This window comes from Embleya scabrispora DSM 41855, from assembly GCF_000372745.1.
In the GTDB taxonomy this organism is placed as follows: domain Bacteria; phylum Actinomycetota; class Actinomycetes; order Streptomycetales; family Streptomycetaceae; genus Embleya; species Embleya scabrispora.
Map to the genome: position 1 here is coordinate 91918 of NZ_KB889680.1, position 16216 is coordinate 108133.

7 protein-coding genes are annotated in these 16216 nt (G+C 70.0%); 4 read left to right on the forward strand and 3 right to left on the reverse strand.

The window, feature by feature from the left end; translation table 11 throughout:
* Nucleotides 1-3: 3 nt before the first annotated feature.
* Both A3IC_RS0129485 and A3IC_RS0129490 read right to left on the reverse strand, forming a co-directional pair.
* Nucleotides 4-516 (reverse strand): hypothetical protein, encoded by a 513-nt coding sequence (locus tag A3IC_RS0129485; RefSeq protein ID WP_020553675.1) that lies wholly within the window; start codon nt 514-516, stop codon nt 4-6.
* A gap of 356 nt (nt 517-872) precedes the next feature.
* Nucleotides 873-1517, reverse strand: a complete 645-nt coding sequence (locus A3IC_RS0129490; RefSeq protein ID WP_026218887.1) for an FMN-binding negative transcriptional regulator — start codon at nt 1515-1517, stop codon at nt 873-875.
* Between the two features lie 376 nt (nt 1518-1893).
* On the opposite strand from A3IC_RS0129490, the gene A3IC_RS0129495 reads away from it, so the two are divergent.
* Nucleotides 1894-3246 (forward strand): lysine N(6)-hydroxylase/L-ornithine N(5)-oxygenase family protein, encoded by a 1353-nt coding sequence (locus A3IC_RS0129495; protein WP_026218888.1) that lies wholly within the window; start codon nt 1894-1896, stop codon nt 3244-3246.
* A 220-nt stretch (nt 3247-3466) separates the two neighbouring features.
* On the opposite strand, the gene A3IC_RS0129500 is transcribed toward A3IC_RS0129495, so the two are convergent.
* The gene (locus tag A3IC_RS0129500) at nt 3467-3682 is read right to left on the reverse strand and encodes an MbtH family protein (protein ID WP_020553678.1); all 216 of its coding nucleotides are present in this window, start codon (nt 3680-3682) and stop codon (nt 3467-3469) included.
* 254 nt (nt 3683-3936) lie between these two features.
* Here A3IC_RS0129500 and argJ point away from each other — a divergent pair, with 254 nt between their 5' ends.
* The 3 genes from argJ to A3IC_RS57255 form a co-directional block, all read left to right on the forward strand.
* Nucleotides 3937-5088, forward strand: coding sequence for a bifunctional glutamate N-acetyltransferase/amino-acid acetyltransferase ArgJ (argJ, locus tag A3IC_RS0129505; protein WP_026218889.1), 1152 nt, complete (start codon nt 3937-3939; stop codon nt 5086-5088).
* Entirely contained in the window at nt 5085-5993 is a 909-nt protein-coding gene (gene argB, locus A3IC_RS0129510) for an acetylglutamate kinase (RefSeq protein WP_020553680.1), read from the forward strand. Before argJ ends, argB begins: the two co-directional genes overlap by 4 nt.
* Nucleotides 5994-6733: 740 nt before the next feature.
* A partial coding sequence (locus A3IC_RS57255; RefSeq protein WP_020553682.1) for a non-ribosomal peptide synthetase occupies nt 6734-16216 on the forward strand: 9483 nt, incomplete at its 3' end.

Sequence of the window (16216 nt, forward strand, 5' to 3'; positions counted from 1 at the left end):
CGGCTACTGCACCCAGCCGTTGAACTGCTGCTTGCCGCGATGGGCTCGCCTGCTGTTGGCCAGTGCCGCGGCGGAGGCTCGGACCATCCACGTGTTCACCGAGACGCCCTGCATGGACGCCGCCTTCTCGATCTCTTCCTTCATCTCCTGCGGAGGTCGGAAGTTGATCCTGGCCGTGGCGCCGCTGCGGGTGCCGCCGGGCGGTCCGGCCAACCAGTCGCTCGCCGCGTCACCGGTCTCGTCCGCGGCGTCGCCGGCGGCGCTGTCGTCGCCCGTGGGTGCGGTCACCACGAAACTGGGGTCCATCCCCCGCAGGCGCAGGTCCACCGAGCCGGGTGCCAGCTCTTGGCTGATCTCGTCGGCCGCGGCCGACAGAACCTTGAGCAACGTGAGTCGAACGGCCGACTCCAGCGGGGCGACGAGGCGCTCGGCAACGGCGCGGGCCTCGGCGTCTCCGGCCGCAGCGGCTGTCACCAACTCGTCGCGCAGCGCCTCGACGTACTCCCGTAGTTCCATGGAATTATCATGGCACACTGATTGCGCCGTATGGCGCCTGGCCGGCCCGGCACCCGTGTGGCCACCTCCGCCCAGGGGATATGACGATTTCCCATTGCCCCGACGGTGGACATCCGTACCTCGGCGGCCCGCCGCAGGCGGGTGGATTCGACCGACCCGTCGCCATCGGCGATCCACATGGCGCCATCGTCACGCCATGGGAGCCATCGCCACCGCCGCGTACCGCGTGGGTTACCCGGAACGGCTCGGGGCCGGTATCTCGCGAGAGATACCGGCCCCGAGCCCGTTCGAACACCCCAGGGCCGTCAGGTTTCGAACCCGGCGGGGTGTCCGGCCGCCGGCACGGCGGATTCCGGTCACGGCAACCGGGTCATGAGTTCGGCCGTCTCCCGCTGGAGGCTGCACGCGCGCGTGCTGAACGACTGCCGCACCCGCTCGCGGACCTCGGCCGGTTGCTCCTGGCTGAGTTTGAACATGCCCTCCGCCCCCGTGACGGTGACCCGGAAGGCGCCCACGCCGGGGACGATCTTTCGGAAGTAGTCGACCGACTCGGTCTGGTCCCAGCCGGCACCGAACTCCGACTCGAAGGCCAGCGCGGTGGCTCGCACCACGCCCAGCGTCTCCTCCAGCGAGTCGATCCTCTCCACGACACCGCGTACGTGCACCGAGGTGAAGTTCCACGTCGGAGCGGCCGGCGTCACTTCGTACACGGTGGGCGACACATAGCCGTGCGGACCGGTGAAGGTCAGCAGCAGGACGGTTCCCGTCTCCAGCGCCTTCCAGTGCGGATTCGCCCGGTTCATGTGCCCGAGCAGGGTGGCGCCCGACAGATCGTCGGACCACGAAGGCGTCATCTGCGGATCGGGGATGACGGGCAGGTGGGTCGCGAACGGGCCCGCGCTGGGGTCGCCGTTCATGACCGCAAGGGCCAACGGATTGGCGCGGATCAGGTCTACCATCCACGAACTGTCCGGTTCACGATAGTGGCGGGGAACGAACATCCGGAATTCACACCCTTTTTGTGATCTGGCTCGCGGTATGGCTCCGACTCGCCGACGCTACCAATGCGTCGAGCGCTTGCGGCAATTCGGAGCCGGGAGGCAATGCTGTCCCGTCGACAGGACGGCAGCCATGGGTACGCGGTGCACCGGGATCCTTGAAAGGTGGCTCCCGGTCCCTCTAGCTTGGCATTACTGCGTTCCCGAGAGTAATACTCGGTACGCCGCTCCCGGGTGACCGGTCGAGATGTTCGAGACCATCGGCCGCACACCTGTAGTGAGTTGACCGTGTTCCCGATTCGGGCCTCTGGGTTGCCGCAACCGACCCATTGAAAATGCGGAAGTCCCTGTCGCAGCGACGCTAGCGGGAGAATTTTCTATGGGTATGTTCGGGCACGAGATCCACGACGTGGTCGGCATCGGATTCGGTCCGTCGAATCTGTCGCTCGCCATTGCCCTGGAGGAGCACCAGGCCAACGAGTCGGCTCGACCGGTGACCGCCGCGTTCTTCGAGCGGCAGCCCGCGTTCGGCTGGCACCGGAACATGCTGCTCCCGTCGACCACCATGCAGATCTCGTTCCTCAAGGATCTGGCCACGTTCCGCAACCCGGTGTCGCGGTTCGGCTTCATTTCGTATCTGCACGCCTCGGGGCGGCTGCCGCAGTTCGTGAACGCCCAGGACTTCTTCCCCACCCGGCAGGAGTTCCACCAGTACCTGGAGTGGGCCGAGTCGAGCGTCACCGACCGCGTCTCCTACGGCTCGGACGTCACCTCGATCCGGCCACCGCAGGGCATCGCGGCGCGGGACGCCAAGCACTTGGAGATCGAGGTCGAAGACCTCGTCTCGGGCGCGACTCGGCTGGTCAAGGCGCGCAACGTGACCGTCTCGACCGGCCTGGTACCGCGCCTGCCCCAGGGCATCGAGCGCGACGAACGCGTCTGGCACAGCTCGGAGTTCCTGGAGAAGTTCGGCCGGATGGATGCCGCCGGGCTGGGCAGTGTGGCGGTCGTCGGCGCCGGTCAGAGCGCGGCCGAGATCACCCGGTTCCTGTACGACACCCTCCCGCACGCCCGGGTCTCGGCGATCCTGCCCGCCTACGGGTACTCCGTCGCCGACGACACCCCCTTCGCCAACCAGGTGTTCGATCCCGGAGCGGTCGACGAGTACTACTTCGGGTCCGACCGCACCCGGGAGGCGTTCTGGCGCTACCACAAGAACACGAACTACTCGGTGGTCGACGACGAAGTGATCAGGGATCTGTACCGGCGCTCGTACGAAGAGGAGGTGCGCGGCGTTCGGCGGTTGAACTTCCTCAACCTCACCCGGGTCGACCAGGTCAAACGCTCCGGGGACGAGACCCGGGTGTCCCTGCGCTCGCTGCTCGACGATCGCGTTCGCGAGCTCGACGTCGACGCCCTGGTCTTCGCCACCGGCTACGACTCCCCGGAGCCCTCCGGCCTGCTCGGCGACCTCGACCGGTACTGCCTGCGCGACGAGGCCGGGCGGCACCGGGTGGGGCGCGACTACCGCCTGGTCACCAGCCCCGAACTGTCCTGTGGCATCTACCTCCAAGGCGGCACCGAGCACACCCACGGGCTGACGTCCTCACTGCTGTCCAACATCGCGATCCGCAGCGGCGAGATCGCCGACTCCGTCATCCGGCGTCGCGTCGAGCACGAACTCGAACTCGAACGGAACGCCGCCCTGGAGGTCGCGCGGGAGACCCGCTGACCGCAAACCCCACTTGCGGGCCGCAAACCCCGCCCGCTGACCGCAGGCCCCACCCGACGGCTCGCCGGCACCACCGGCGGGCCGTCGGTATGTCCGCGACGAAGACGTCCTGTCTAGGTCGAAGGGCGCGCGACGCCCGACCAAGAAAAGGTGGGCCCGGTGCCGCTTTCGGCACCGGGCCCACCCCGGGGTCGTTCGGATCGCTCGTCGAAGCGGGCGACTAGCCCGCCGCCATCGCCTCGCGCAGGCTCTTCGGCCGCAGATCGGTCCAGTTCTGCTCGACGAAGTCCAGGCACTGTTGGCGTCCGTCCTCACCGAATACGACCCGCCAGCCGGCGGGGACCTCGGCGAACGAGGGCCAGAGGGAATGCTGCTCCTCGTCGTTCACCAGGACGTAGAACCGGCCGTCCGCGTCGTCGAACGGATTGCTGCTCATGGGCCACTCCAATTCCGGTTGCTTGCCGCGTGGTTCATTTCGGAAAGCGTATCGCCTTTCTCCGGCCGGTGGGGAGCGGCGACCCATCGAACAGAAAGTCTGCGGGCTCCGGTAAGCCCTTCTCCGCGCTGCGTCGTCGAGAATGCCTTCTGCTGTGGAAGTGACCACCGAGGGGTGCGATGATTTCGAGGGTCCTGGGCGCAGGACGGTTCCGTTTCACTGACCTTTGGATTGTGCGTCGGAGGAGTTGTGCCATGAGCGTCACGGCAGCACAGGGATTCTCGGCTGCGGGAATATGGGCAGGAATCAAAACCGACCGCCCGGATCTGGCCATGGTCGTCAACCAGGGCCCGCGCCGCGCCGCCGCGGGCGTCCTCACCTCGAACCGGGTGCGGGCGGCGCCCGTCGTCTGGTGCGAACAGGTCCTCGCACACGGCGAGGTGGGCGCCGTCGTGCTCAACTCCGGGGGCGCCAACGCCTGTACGGGGCCCGACGGCTTCCAGGACACCCGGGCCACCGCCGAGAAGGCGGCCGCGGTGCTCGATGGGCACCGCGCGGAGACGACAGCGGTCGCCTCCACCGGCCTGATCGGCATCCGGCTCCCGATGGAGCGGCTGCTCACGGGGATCGAGAAGGCGGCGGCCGAACTCTCCCCGGACGGCGGTGAGAGGGCCGCCGTCGCCATCATGACCACCGACTCGGTGCCCAAGACCGCGGTCGCCCGGCGCGCCGGATGGACCGTCGGCGGCATGGCCAAGGGCGCGGGCATGCTCGCCCCCGGTCTCGCCACCATGCTGGTGGTGCTCACCACCGACGCGGACCTCGACGCGGCGACGCTGGACCGGGCCCTGCGCGCGGCGACCCGTGTCACCTTCGACCGGATCGACTCGGACGGCTGCATGTCCACCAACGACACCGTGCTGCTGCTTGCCTCCGGAGCCTCGGAAGTCGTTCCGGGATACCAGGAGTTCGCCGAGGCGGTACGGACCGTCTGCGGCGACCTCGCGCGGCAGCTCATCGCCGACGCCGAGGGCGCCTCCAAGGAGATCAGGATCGATGTGGTCGGGGCGCACTCGGAGGACGACGCGGTCCTGGTCGCCCGCTCCATCGCGCGCAACAACCTGCTCAAGTGCGCGATCCACGGCGAGGACCCCAACTGGGGCCGCGTGCTCGCCGCCATCGGCACCACCTCGGCCGTGTTCGACCCGGACCGGCTGAACGTCGCCATGAACGGCGTGTGGATCTGCAAGGACGGAGCGATCGGCATGGACAGGAACGCGGTCGACATGACGGGACGCGAGGTGGTCGTCACGGCCGATCTCGCGGCGGGCGGCGAGTGCGCGACGATCTGGACCAACGACCTCACCGGCGCGTACGTCCACGAGAACAGCGCGTACTCGTCATGAGAACGAGCACGCGCGAGCATCCCGCGCTGGCCCACGCCCGGTCCGTCATCGAGGCGCTGCCGTGGCTGATCCGCCATCAGCAGGTGACCTGCGTCATCAAGTTCGGCGGGCACGCCATGATCGACGACGAGCTGAAGGCCGCCTTCGCCCAGGATGTCGTCTTCCTTCGGCACGCCGGGCTGCGTCCGGTCGTCGTGCACGGCGGCGGACCCCAGATCAGCGCCGAACTCGAACGACACGGTCTGGGCACCGAGTTCAAGGCCGGCCTCCGGGTTACACCACCGGAGGCGATGGAGGTGGTGCGAATGGTGCTCGCCGGTCAGGTCCAGCGCGAACTGGTGGGTCTGATCAACCAGTTCGCTCCGCTGGCGGTCGGTATGACCGGTGAGGACTCCGACACGATCATCGCGACCAGGCACCGGCCGCTGGTCGACGGCGAGCCCGTGGACATCGGCCGGGTCGGCGAGATCGTCCGGGTGAACCCGGTCGCGATCGAGGCACTCCTGGCCGGCGGGCGGATCCCGGTGATCACCTCCATCGCCCGCAGCGCCGAGGACGACTACGTCTACAACGTCAACGCCGACACCGCCGCCGCCGCGGTCGCCGCCGCACTCGACGCGCACGCGCTGGTCGTACTCACGGACGTCGAGGGACTGTACGCCGACTGGCCGCACAGCAACGAGGTGATCAGCCGGCTCGCCGCAAGCGAACTGGAGAAGCTGCTGCCCGAGTTGGCCGACGGCATGGTTCCCAAGATGGCCGGTTGCCTGCACGCGGTGCGCAACGGCGTCGGCAGCGCGCGGGTGATCGACGGTCGGGTCAAGCACTCCGTCCTGCTGGAGATGTTCACCCGGGAGGAGATCGGCACCCTGGTGATGCCGGACATCATCGAGGAGGGTGGGTGACGGACGAGACCGGGAACAGCGGGCTCGCCGGCCCGCCCGCCCTCCGCGCCACCGGGACAAGCGGTCGCTTTCCCGGCCGCTTTCGTGTATTCGGCCCCCGCCGTGTGTCCTGCGGGAGGTGATAAAAGCCGCCCGACTTTCTCTCGCTCGCCACCGCCCGGTGTTCTCGTGAGCGATGGTACGTCCGAACCACCGCGGGGGACACGGTCGAAGAGGGCTGGTCAGGGGCAGGGTCCGACGCCCCGTCGTCCCGTTGACAGGACGGCCGCACCCTGGCTGGATGGATTCCGGCGTATCGACCGAGCGTGTCCGAAAGCGCGTCGGATTCCGCAGGGGAATTCCGGTGAGTTTCCCGTGTCGACATGCCATGCTTTTCCACGGTCGGCTCGCCTCGGATGAAAGCATTTCAATCTCGTCGAGGCCGGCCGCGGATTCGGCCGACGGTGATTCCGTCGCCACCGGGCCGGTGCGCCGACGCGCCCGACGGCGGCACCATCGGTTCCGTCCCTGATGGGCGGTATGCCGGTCGTCCCCAGGGGTGCCTGCTCCGATCGCCAAGCGCTTCCCGGTCCGCTCGCCGGGCGAGCCGGGCAAGTGGATGCCCCACGCCCGGCGATGTGGTGGCCCGACCCCGACGGAGAGCCGGAGTTCGCCAACGACATCGATGAACCGGCGCCCGCCGAAGAACGCATCGGCGGCAAGCCGGCCCCTCTGCGCAAGATGAACAGGAGTGCCCAGTAATGATCCCGTTGTCCTTCGCGCAGCGACGTCTGTGGTTCATCGACAAGTTCGAGGGGCCGTCCGCGACATACAACGTGCCCTTCCTCATCCGGCTCACAGGTGAACTGGATGTGGAGGCACTCACGGCGGCGGTTCGTGACGTGGTGACTCGTCACGAGAGCCTGCGCACCCTGATCGTGGAGAACGCCGAGGGCGTGCCCGCACAGCAGGTGCTCCCCGCCGAGCAGGTCCGTTTGCACATCCCGCTGGTCGAGGCGGAACCGGAGGCGTTGGACGACGCGGTGCGCGAAGCCGCCAACCGGGTGATCACGCTGTCCGAGGAGATCCCGGTCCGCGCCACCCTCTTCCGCGCCGGTGCCCGCGACCACCGGCTCCTGCTGCTGATCCACCACATCGCCACCGACGGCGAGTCCCTGGCTCCGCTCGCGCGCGACCTGGCCGCCGCCTACACCGCCCACGTCCGCGGCGGTGAGCCGGACTGGCCCGAACTGCCGGTCCAGTACATCGACTACACGCTGTGGCAGCGTGAACTCCTCGGCGACGAAGACGATCCGGACAGCGTCCTGTCCACCCAGCTCGGCTACTGGCGCGACGAGCTGTCCGGCGTACCGCAGCCGATCCGGTTGTCCACCGACCGCCCGCGCCCTCCGGTGGCCGGCCACCACGGTGACGGCATCGGCCTCACGCTCGACCGGGAACTGTGCGCCAAGGTGGAGAAGTTGGCCAAGCGCGCCGACGTGACCACGCCGATGGTGCTCCAGGCCGCGCTCGCGGTTTTGCTCCAGCAGCTCGGCGCGGGCGAGGACATCGCCATCGGCTCCACCATCGCGGGTCGCACGGACGACGAACTCGCGGATCTGGTCGGATTTTTCGTCAACACCTGGGTGCTCCGCACCGATCTGTCCGGCACCCCGTCCTTCGAGCAGCTCCTTGCTCGGGTGCAACACAAGGCCCTGGCCGCGTACGACAACCAGGACGCGCCATTCGAGCGCCTGGTGGAGATCCTCAACCCGGAGCGCTCCACCGCGTACCACCCGCTGTTCCAAGTCATGTTCACCTGGGCGACCCGCGGCTGGATCGAGTTCGACCTGCCCGGCGTCAAGGCGCACTTCGGCCCGCTGCCGACGCCCACGGCCAAGTTCGACCTGGAGTTCAACTTCTTCGACGATCCCGACGAAGCGGGGCTGTTGATCTTCCTGGAGTACGCGACCGAGCTGTTCGACCGGTCCACGGCGGAGGCCGTCATGGCCCGCTTCGTGCGCCTCATCGAACAGTTGGTCGCCGAGCCGTCCCGCCCGGTCGCGCAGGCGGACGTGCTGGAGGCGGGCGAGCGCGAGTTGGTGCTGCGGACCTTCAACGACACCGCGGCCACGACACCCGAACTCGGCATCCCGGCCCTGCTCGAGCGCCGGGTGGCGGCGGCGCCGGACGCGACCGCCCTGATTCACGACGACGAGGAACTGTCGTACGCGCAACTCGACGCGCGAGCGGAGCGCCTCGCCCGTGAGCTGACGAGTCACGGGGCGGGCCCGGAGACCGTCGTCGGCCTGGCCCTGCCGCGTTCGACAGACCTGATCGTGGGCATGCTGGGCATCCTCAAGACGGGCGCCGCCTACCTGCCGATCGACCCCAAGTACCCCAGCACACGGCTGGACTACATCCTGTCCGACGCGCGTCCGCGGCTGATCCTGACCAACGCCGACACGGTCGACGTGCTCCCCGCGTCGGATGTGCCGACCCTGTTCATCGAGGACGTCGACTTCGCCGCGGTGGGCCCGGATGTGCGGCATGCCGTGGTCCGGCCCGCGAACGCCGCGTACGTGATGTACACCTCGGGCTCCACCGGCACGCCGAAGGGCGTGACGATCACGCACCGCGACGTGGTCAACGGCGTGCTGCGCCTTGCCGACGCGGTCGGGATCGACGCGGGCACGCGGGTACTGGCGGGCACGTCGGTCAACTTCGACGTCTCGGTCTTCGAAACCATCACCACGCTGGCCGTCGGCGGCACCCTCGAAGTGGTCCGCGACGTGCTGGTGATCGGTGAGCGCGGCGGCTGGACCGGCGGGGTGATCAGCACCGTGCCGTCCGTCTTCGCCGAACTCCTGGACCAGGTGGGCGGGAAGATCCGGGCCGACGCCGTCGTGTTCGCCGGTGAGGCGCTGCCCGCCTCGCTGGTGGAGCGGGTGCGGGACGCCATCCCGGGCGTGCGGGTCGTCAACGCCTACGGCCAGACCGAGTCGTTCTACGCCACCACCTTCACCGCCGACCGGACCTGGACCGGCACGGTCGGCGCACCGATCGGCGCCCCACTGGGCAACATGCGCACCTACGTCCTGGGCCCCGGCCTGCAACCGGTGGCCCCGGGGGTCGTGGGGGAGCTGTATGTCGCGGGCAACGTGGCGCGTGGCTACCTCGGGCGTGCCCGGGCGACCGCCGAGCGCTTCGTCGCCGATCCGTACGGGCCCGCCGGTGCGCGGATGTACCGCACCGGCGACCTGGCCCGCTGGACGGTCGACGGCAGGCTCACCTACGTGGGCCGGGACGACGCGCAGGTCAAGGTGCGCGGCTTCCGGATCGAGCCGGGGGAGGTGGAGGCGGCGCTGACCGCCCACCCCGGCGTGGCACAGGCCGTGGTGGTCACCCACCAGGGACACGGCAGCACCCGGCTGGTCGGCTACGTGATACCGCGGGGCGCGGGGGAGTCGGGGCTCGGCACCGTGGAGAGCCTGGGCGACCTGCAGGTCGACCTGACGGCCACCGTCTCCTCGCGCGAGTTGCGCAAGTTCGTATCCGGCAGGCTGCCGGAGTTCATGGTGCCGTCGGTGTTCGTGATGCTGGACCGGCTCCCGCTGGCCCCCAACGGCAAGCTGGACCGCAACGCCCTGCCGGAGCCCGAGTTCGCCGGCAGCACCCACCGGGCGCCGCGCACCCCCGTGGAGGAGATTCTCGCCGGGGTGTACGCCGAGGTCCTGGGCCTGGACCGGGTCGGTATCGACGACGACTTCTTCGCCATCGGCGGGGACAGCATCCGCTCGATCCAGGTGGTCTCGCGGGCCCGGGCGCTGGGCGTGGAGGTCACGCCGCGACAGGTCTTCGAGTCGCGCACGGTGGCCGAGCTGGCCGAGACGGCGGGCAGCGGCGGCCGGTCCGGGCCGGTCCTCGACGAACTGGAGGGCGGCGGCGTGGGCTTCATGCCGCTCCTGCCGGTGAGCCACTATCTGCTGGAACTGGGCACCGGTCTGAACCGGTTCACCATGTCGATGACGGTGGAACTGCCCGTCGGGATCGACGAAGCCGCTCTGATCGCGACCCTGACGGCGGTCTTCGACCGGCACGACATGCTGCGCTCGCGCCTGATCGTCGGCCGGGAGACCGGTCTCGAGGTGGCCGCTCCCGGCACGGTCGACATCGCGCCCCTGATCCACCGGGTGCGCACCGACGGCCGCTGGGCCGACGGCTGGCGCGAGCGGGCCGCCGCCGAACTGGACGCCGCCACCGACCGCCTGGACGCCGAGGCCGGGCGCATGGCGGGGTTCGTGTGGTTCGACGCCGGTGCCCGCAGTGCCGGGCGGCTGATCATCGCCCTGCATCACTTCGCTGTCGACGGCGTGTCCTGGCGCATCCTGCTGCCCGACCTCGCCGAGGCGTGGACGCGGATCCGCGACGGACGCACACCGGAACCGGCGCCGGTGGGTACCTCCGTCCGACGCTGGTCGTACGCGTTGACGCAGGAAGCCCGTTCCGCCGAGCGTGCCGGTGAGCTGGCGCTGTGGCGCACGATCGTCGCCGGTCCGGATCCGGTGCTCGGCAGCCGCCCGCTCGACCCGACCCTGGACACCATTTCCACGGTCGAGCACGTGCGCATGAACCTGCCGACGGCGGCCACCGAGGCGCTGCTGACCACCCTGCCCGCCGCCTACCGCGGTGGCGTCAACGACGGCCTGCTGGCCGCCCTCGCCCTCGCGGTGGCCAAGTGGCGCAAGCAGCGCGGTGTGGACGAGTCCTCGCTGCTGCTGCGCCTGGAGGGCCACGGCCGGGAGGAGGGCGCCGTGCCGGGCGCGGATCTCTCGCGTACGGTGGGCTGGTTCACCAGCATGTTCCCCGTCCGCCTGGACGTGGCGGGCGTCGACCTCGACGACGCCCTGAACGGCGGCAGGGCCGCCGGCGCCGCGGTCAAGGCGGTCAAGGAGCAACTGTTCGCCGTGCCGGACAAGGGCATCGGATACGGCCTGCTGCGCTACCTGAACCCGCAGACCGGTGAGATCCTCAAGCGGCACGCGACCGGTCAGGTGTCCTTCAACTACCTGGGCCGGTACGCCGGTTCGGCCGGCCGGCCGGAAGCCCCGCAGGGGCCGGGCTTCACCCAGGTCGAGGGCACCACCGAGCTCGTCGCGGACCCGGACGCGAACATGCCCGCGCTGGCCGCGCTGAGCGTCAGCGCGTACGTGACCGACACCGAGCAGGGCCCGCACCTTGCCGCCCGTCTCGACTTCCCCTCCGCCCTCTTCACGCAGGCCGAGGTGGCGGAGCTGGCCGCGCTGTGGCGCACCGCACTGGAGGCCCTCGCGCGACATGCCACCCAGCCGGAGGCGGGCGGTCTCACCCCTTCGGACGTGCCGCTGGTGAAGGTGAGCCAGGGCGAGCTGGACCGATGGGAGAGGCGTCACGCGGGCCTGGCAGACGTCTGGCCGCTGACCGCGATGCAAAAGGGTCTGCTCTTTCACGCCGAGTTGGCCGGTGGCGACCTCGACTCCTACCAGATGCAGTTCGTCTTCCACCTCGCCGGGGAGATCGAGCCGCAGCGGCTGCGGGCGGCCGGGCAGGCACTGCTCGACCGCTACCCCAACCTTCGGGTCGCGTTCGTCGACGACAGCTCCGGCGACCGCGTCCAGATCGTCCGCAACGGCATCGAACTGCCGTGGCGTGAGGCCGACTTGACCACACTCGCCGAGGACGAGCGGGAGGAACGACTCAAGCGGTTCCTGGCCGAGGAGCACAGCACGCACTTCGACCCGGCCCAGGCTCCGCTGCTGCGCCTGTCGCTGATCAGGATGGCGGCCGACAAGTGGGAACTGGTCTTCACCGCCCACCACGTCCTGTTCGACGGCTGGTCGATCCCCCTGCTCATGCAGGACCTGCTGCGTCTGTACGGCTCGGCCGGGGATGCCACCGCACTGGGCAAGGCGCGCAACTACCGCGACTTCCTGGCCTGGCTCTCGCGCCAGGACGAACAGGCTGCGGGTCGCGCCTGGGCACAGGAATTGCACGGCATCGACGAGCCCACGCTCCTGGTGCCCGCAGGCTCCGCCCCGCAGAGCGAGGCGACCGGGGTCGGCCAGGTGGATGTGCCGCTCACGTTCGACCAGTCCCGGGCCCTCTCCCGTCGCGCGAGCGAGTTGGGCCTGACCCTCAATACCCTGGTCCAGGGCGCCTGGGGCATCCTCCTCGCCGGCCTGACCGGGCGTCGGGACGTGGTGTTCGGCGCCACCGTCTCCGGCCGGCCGCCGCAGGTCACGGGCGTGGACGAGATGGTCGGCATGTTCGTCAACACCCTGCCGGTGCGGGTGAACTGCCCACCGAGCCAATCGCTCGGCGTCGTCCTCGGCGGGCTGCAGGAGCGGCAGAGCGTGCTCTTGGACCACCAGCACCACGGCCTCCTCGAAACGCACCGATCCACCGGATTGCGCGTGCTGTTCGACACGATGGTGGTCTTCGAGTCGTACCCGATCGACAGTGCCGCCCTGAGCGAGGCGTACTCGGCCGCCGGGATCTCGGTGACCGGGATCAGCCCGCTCAGCAGCACCCATTACCCGCTCGTGGTGATGGCCTTCGCCGAGCCGCACTTGAAAGTCAGCCTCCAGCACCAGCACCACCTCCTCGACCGAGAGCAGGCGGCCGACATCGCCGCGCGCTTCGGGCACGTCCTCAACCTGTTGGCCGAGGACCCGCAGACCCCAATCGGTGGAGTGGATCTGCTGCGGCCCGCCGAGCGCGAGCGCATCCTCGTCGAGGTCAACGACACCGCGGCCGATACCCCCGAACTGACCATCCCCGGCCTGGTCGAGCGCCAGGCGGCCGCCACGCCGGACAGGATCGCCGTGACGTACGGCGAAGTCTCCTACACCTACGCCGAGTTGACCGCACGCGTGGGCCGGCTCGCCGGTGCGCTGACCGGACGCGGGGTGGGCCCGGAGACCGTGGTCGCTCTGGCGCTGCCGCGCTCGGCCGACCTGGTCACCGGCATGCTCGGCATCCTGAAGGCGGGCGGCGCGTATCTGCCGATCGACCCGAAGTACCCCAGCACGCGCCTGGACCACATCATGGAAAGCGCCCGCCCGCAGTTGGTCCTCACCGACGCCGCCACCGTCGGGGTGCTCCCCGAGACGGACGTCCCGACCCTGTTCCTGGGCGATGTGGACCTCGAAACCGCCGGTACGGGCGAGGCGTCGGCGATCGAACCGCAGCCGGGGCACGCAGCGTACGTGATGTACACCTCGGGCTCCACCGGCACCCCCAAGGGTGTCGTGATCAGCCACGCGAACGTGGTCAACGGGGTGACGCGGCTCGCCGAACGGGTGGGAGTGAGCGCGGATACGCGGATGCTCGCCGGTACGTCGATCAACTTCGACGTCTCGGTCTTCGAGATCGTCACGACGCTGGCCAACGGCGGCACCGTCGAGGTGGTCCGGGACGCACTGGTGCTCGCCGAGCGCGAGGTGGTGTCGGCGAGTGTGATCAGCACGGTGCCGTCCGTCTTCGCCGGACTCGGTGACCGCATGGCCACGATGACCGCTCTGGAGACGGTCGTCTTCGCCGGTGAGGCGCTGCCCGCCACGCTCGTGCACCGCGTCCGCGAGGCGCTGCCCGACGTGCGGATCGTCAACGCGTACGGGCAGACCGAGTCCTTCTACGCCACCACGTTCGCCGTCCAGGCGGGCCAAGAGTGCCGGGCCGCGGACAACACCCCCATAGGAACGCCGCTCGGAAACATGCGCACCTACATCCTCGGCCCGGGCCTGGCGCCGGTACCGCCGGGCGTGGTGGGCGAGTTGTACGTCGCGGGCAACATCGCCCGCGGCTACCTGGGCCGTTGCGGGCCGACCGCCGAGCGGTTCGTGGCCGACCCGTACGGCCCGGCCGGTGCGCGCATGTACCGCACCGGCGACCTGGCTCGCTGGAACGCCGACGGGCAGCTCGAATACGCCGGCCGCGAGGACGACCAGGTCAAGATCCGCGGTGTGCGGGTCGAGCCCGCCGAGGTCGAGCGGGCCCTGGCCGCGCACCCGGGCGTGGCCCAATCCGTGGTCGTGGCCCGTGGCATCGTGGGCGCGGGGGACAAGCAACTGGTCGCCTACGTGGTGCCGGACCCGGATGGCATCGACGACACGGAACAGGCCGAGCAGCAGGTCGACGAGTGGGAAAAGATCTACGACCAGGTCTACTCGGGCGAGAGCACCGAGTGGGGCGAGAACTTCTTCGGCTGGAACTCCAGCTACGACGGCCTGCCCATCGAGCCGGCCGAGATGCGGCACTGGCGCGACGCGGCGGTCGAGCAGATCATCCGCCGCCGGCCTCGCCGCGTCCTCGAACTCGGAGTCGGCTCGGGCCTGTTGATGGCCCATGTGCTGCCGCATGTGGAGCAGTACTGGGCCAGCGACCTGTCGTCGGCCGCCGTCGCGCGCCTGACCCGCGAGGCCGAGCAGGCCGGTTACGCCGACAAGGTCACCCTGCGGCACCAGCGGGCCGAGGACGTGACCGGGCTTCCGGCCGGCCACTTCGACGTGGTGGTCCTCAATTCGGTGATCCAGTACTTCCCGCACGCCGACTACCTCGACCAGGTCCTCGGCCAGGTCTTCGAACTCCTGGCACCGGGAGGCCGGATCGTCGTCGGTGACGTACGCAATGCCGCCACCCTGCCCCTGTTCGGCACCGGAGTGCAGTACGCCCGGCACCCCGACGCCGCTCCGTCGGCGGCGCGGGCGGCGATCGCCCGCGCGGTGCTCACCGAGCCGGAACTGGTGCTGGACCCCGAGTGGTTCACCCGGTGGGCCGAGCGACACGGCGCGGCGGGGGCGGACATCCGCCTCAAGCCGGGGCGGGCGCACAACGAACTGACCCGCCACCGCTACGAGGTCGTCCTGCACAAGCAGCCGGCCGACACGGTGGACCTGGCCGAGGTGCCGGCGGTGCCCTGGAGTGGTGAGACCGACGCCGACGCCCTGGCCGGCCTGGTGCAACGGTGCGCCGAAAAGGGTGTCCCGGTGCGGGTCACCGGCATCCCCAACGCCCGGCTGGCCGGCGAACTGCACCTCGCGGTGGAGGCCCGGGTGCTCGACGGCCCCGCCTTCACGGGTGCGGCGGTGGACCCGCAGGACGTGTACGAGTGGGCCGCCGGACGCGGCTGGGGTGTGTTGACGACCTGGTCGGCGCAGTCGGCGGAGTGCTTCGACGCGATCGTCTTCACCGACGGTCCGTTGGCGGTACGCGAGTTCGCCGGCACCTTCCTGCCCTCCGGTCGCGCCGACCGGACGCTCGCCAACGCCCCGGCCTCGGCCGGACGGATCGGCGCGTTGGTCGGCTCGCTGCGCGGGTATCTGCAGGAGCGGCTGCCCGTGCACCTGGTGCCCGCCGCCGTCGTGGCGATCGCCGCGGTGCCGCTGGCCGCCAACGGCAAGCTGGACCGCAGGGCGCTGCCCGCCCCGGACTTCGCCCCGGCCGCCACCGGACGGGCCGCGCGCACCGTGCGGGAGGAACTGCTGTGCGAGCTGTTCGCCGAGGTGCTGGACCTGGAACGGGTCGGCGTCGACGACGACTTCTTCGTACTGGGCGGGCATTCGCTGCTGGCCACCAAGCTCATCAGCCGCATCCGTTCCGAGCTGGGTGCCGAGGTCGAACTGCGCACCCTGTTCGCCCACCCGACCGTGGCCGAGATCGCCCCGCACCTGGACGGGAGTGCCGGCGTCCAGACACCCCTGGTGCGAGCCGTCGAGCGGCCGAAGCGGCTTCCGCTGTCGTTCGCGCAGCAACGATTGTGGTTCCTGCACAGGTTCGAGGGTCCGTCGGCGACCTACAACATGCCGATCATCCTGCGGATGAGCGGCGAGCTGGACGTGCCGGCGCTGGAGGCATCGGTCAACGACGTCATCGCCCGCCACGAGTCGCTGCGCACCGTCTACCCGGAGATCGGTGGCAGGCCGTACCAGGACGTCCTCGACCCGGAGCAGGCCCGCATCAGCTTGGCCGTGCGGCCGATTCGAGGCGAGGAAGCGCTGCGGGACGCCATTGTCGCGACGGCCCGTCACACCTTCGACCTGGGCCGCGAAGTGCCGCTGAAGGCATGGTTGTTCAGTACCGCGCCCACCGAGTACGCGCTGGCGCTGGTGGTCCACCACATCGCCGCCGACGGCTGGTCGGCCGCGCCGCTGGCCCGGGACCTGGCCACCGCCTACAGCGCCCACGCCCAAGGCGAGGCCCCCGGG

Bases quoted from the DNA above. Each gene is read 5' to 3' on its own strand.
- A3IC_RS0129485 (WP_020553675.1), bottom strand. From the start codon at position 516: ATGGAACTACGGGAGTACGTCGAGGCGCTGCGCGACGAGTTGGTGACA.
- A3IC_RS0129490 (WP_026218887.1), bottom strand. From the start codon at position 1,517: ATGTTCGTTCCCCGCCACTATCGTGAACCGGACAGTTCGTGGATGGTA.
- A3IC_RS0129495 (WP_026218888.1), top strand. From the start codon at position 1,894: ATGGGTATGTTCGGGCACGAGATCCACGACGTGGTCGGCATCGGATTC.
- A3IC_RS0129500 (WP_020553678.1), bottom strand. From the start codon at position 3,682: ATGAGCAGCAATCCGTTCGACGACGCGGACGGCCGGTTCTACGTCCTG.
- argJ (WP_026218889.1), top strand. From the start codon at position 3,937: ATGAGCGTCACGGCAGCACAGGGATTCTCGGCTGCGGGAATATGGGCA.
- argB (WP_020553680.1), top strand. From the start codon at position 5,085: ATGAGAACGAGCACGCGCGAGCATCCCGCGCTGGCCCACGCCCGGTCC.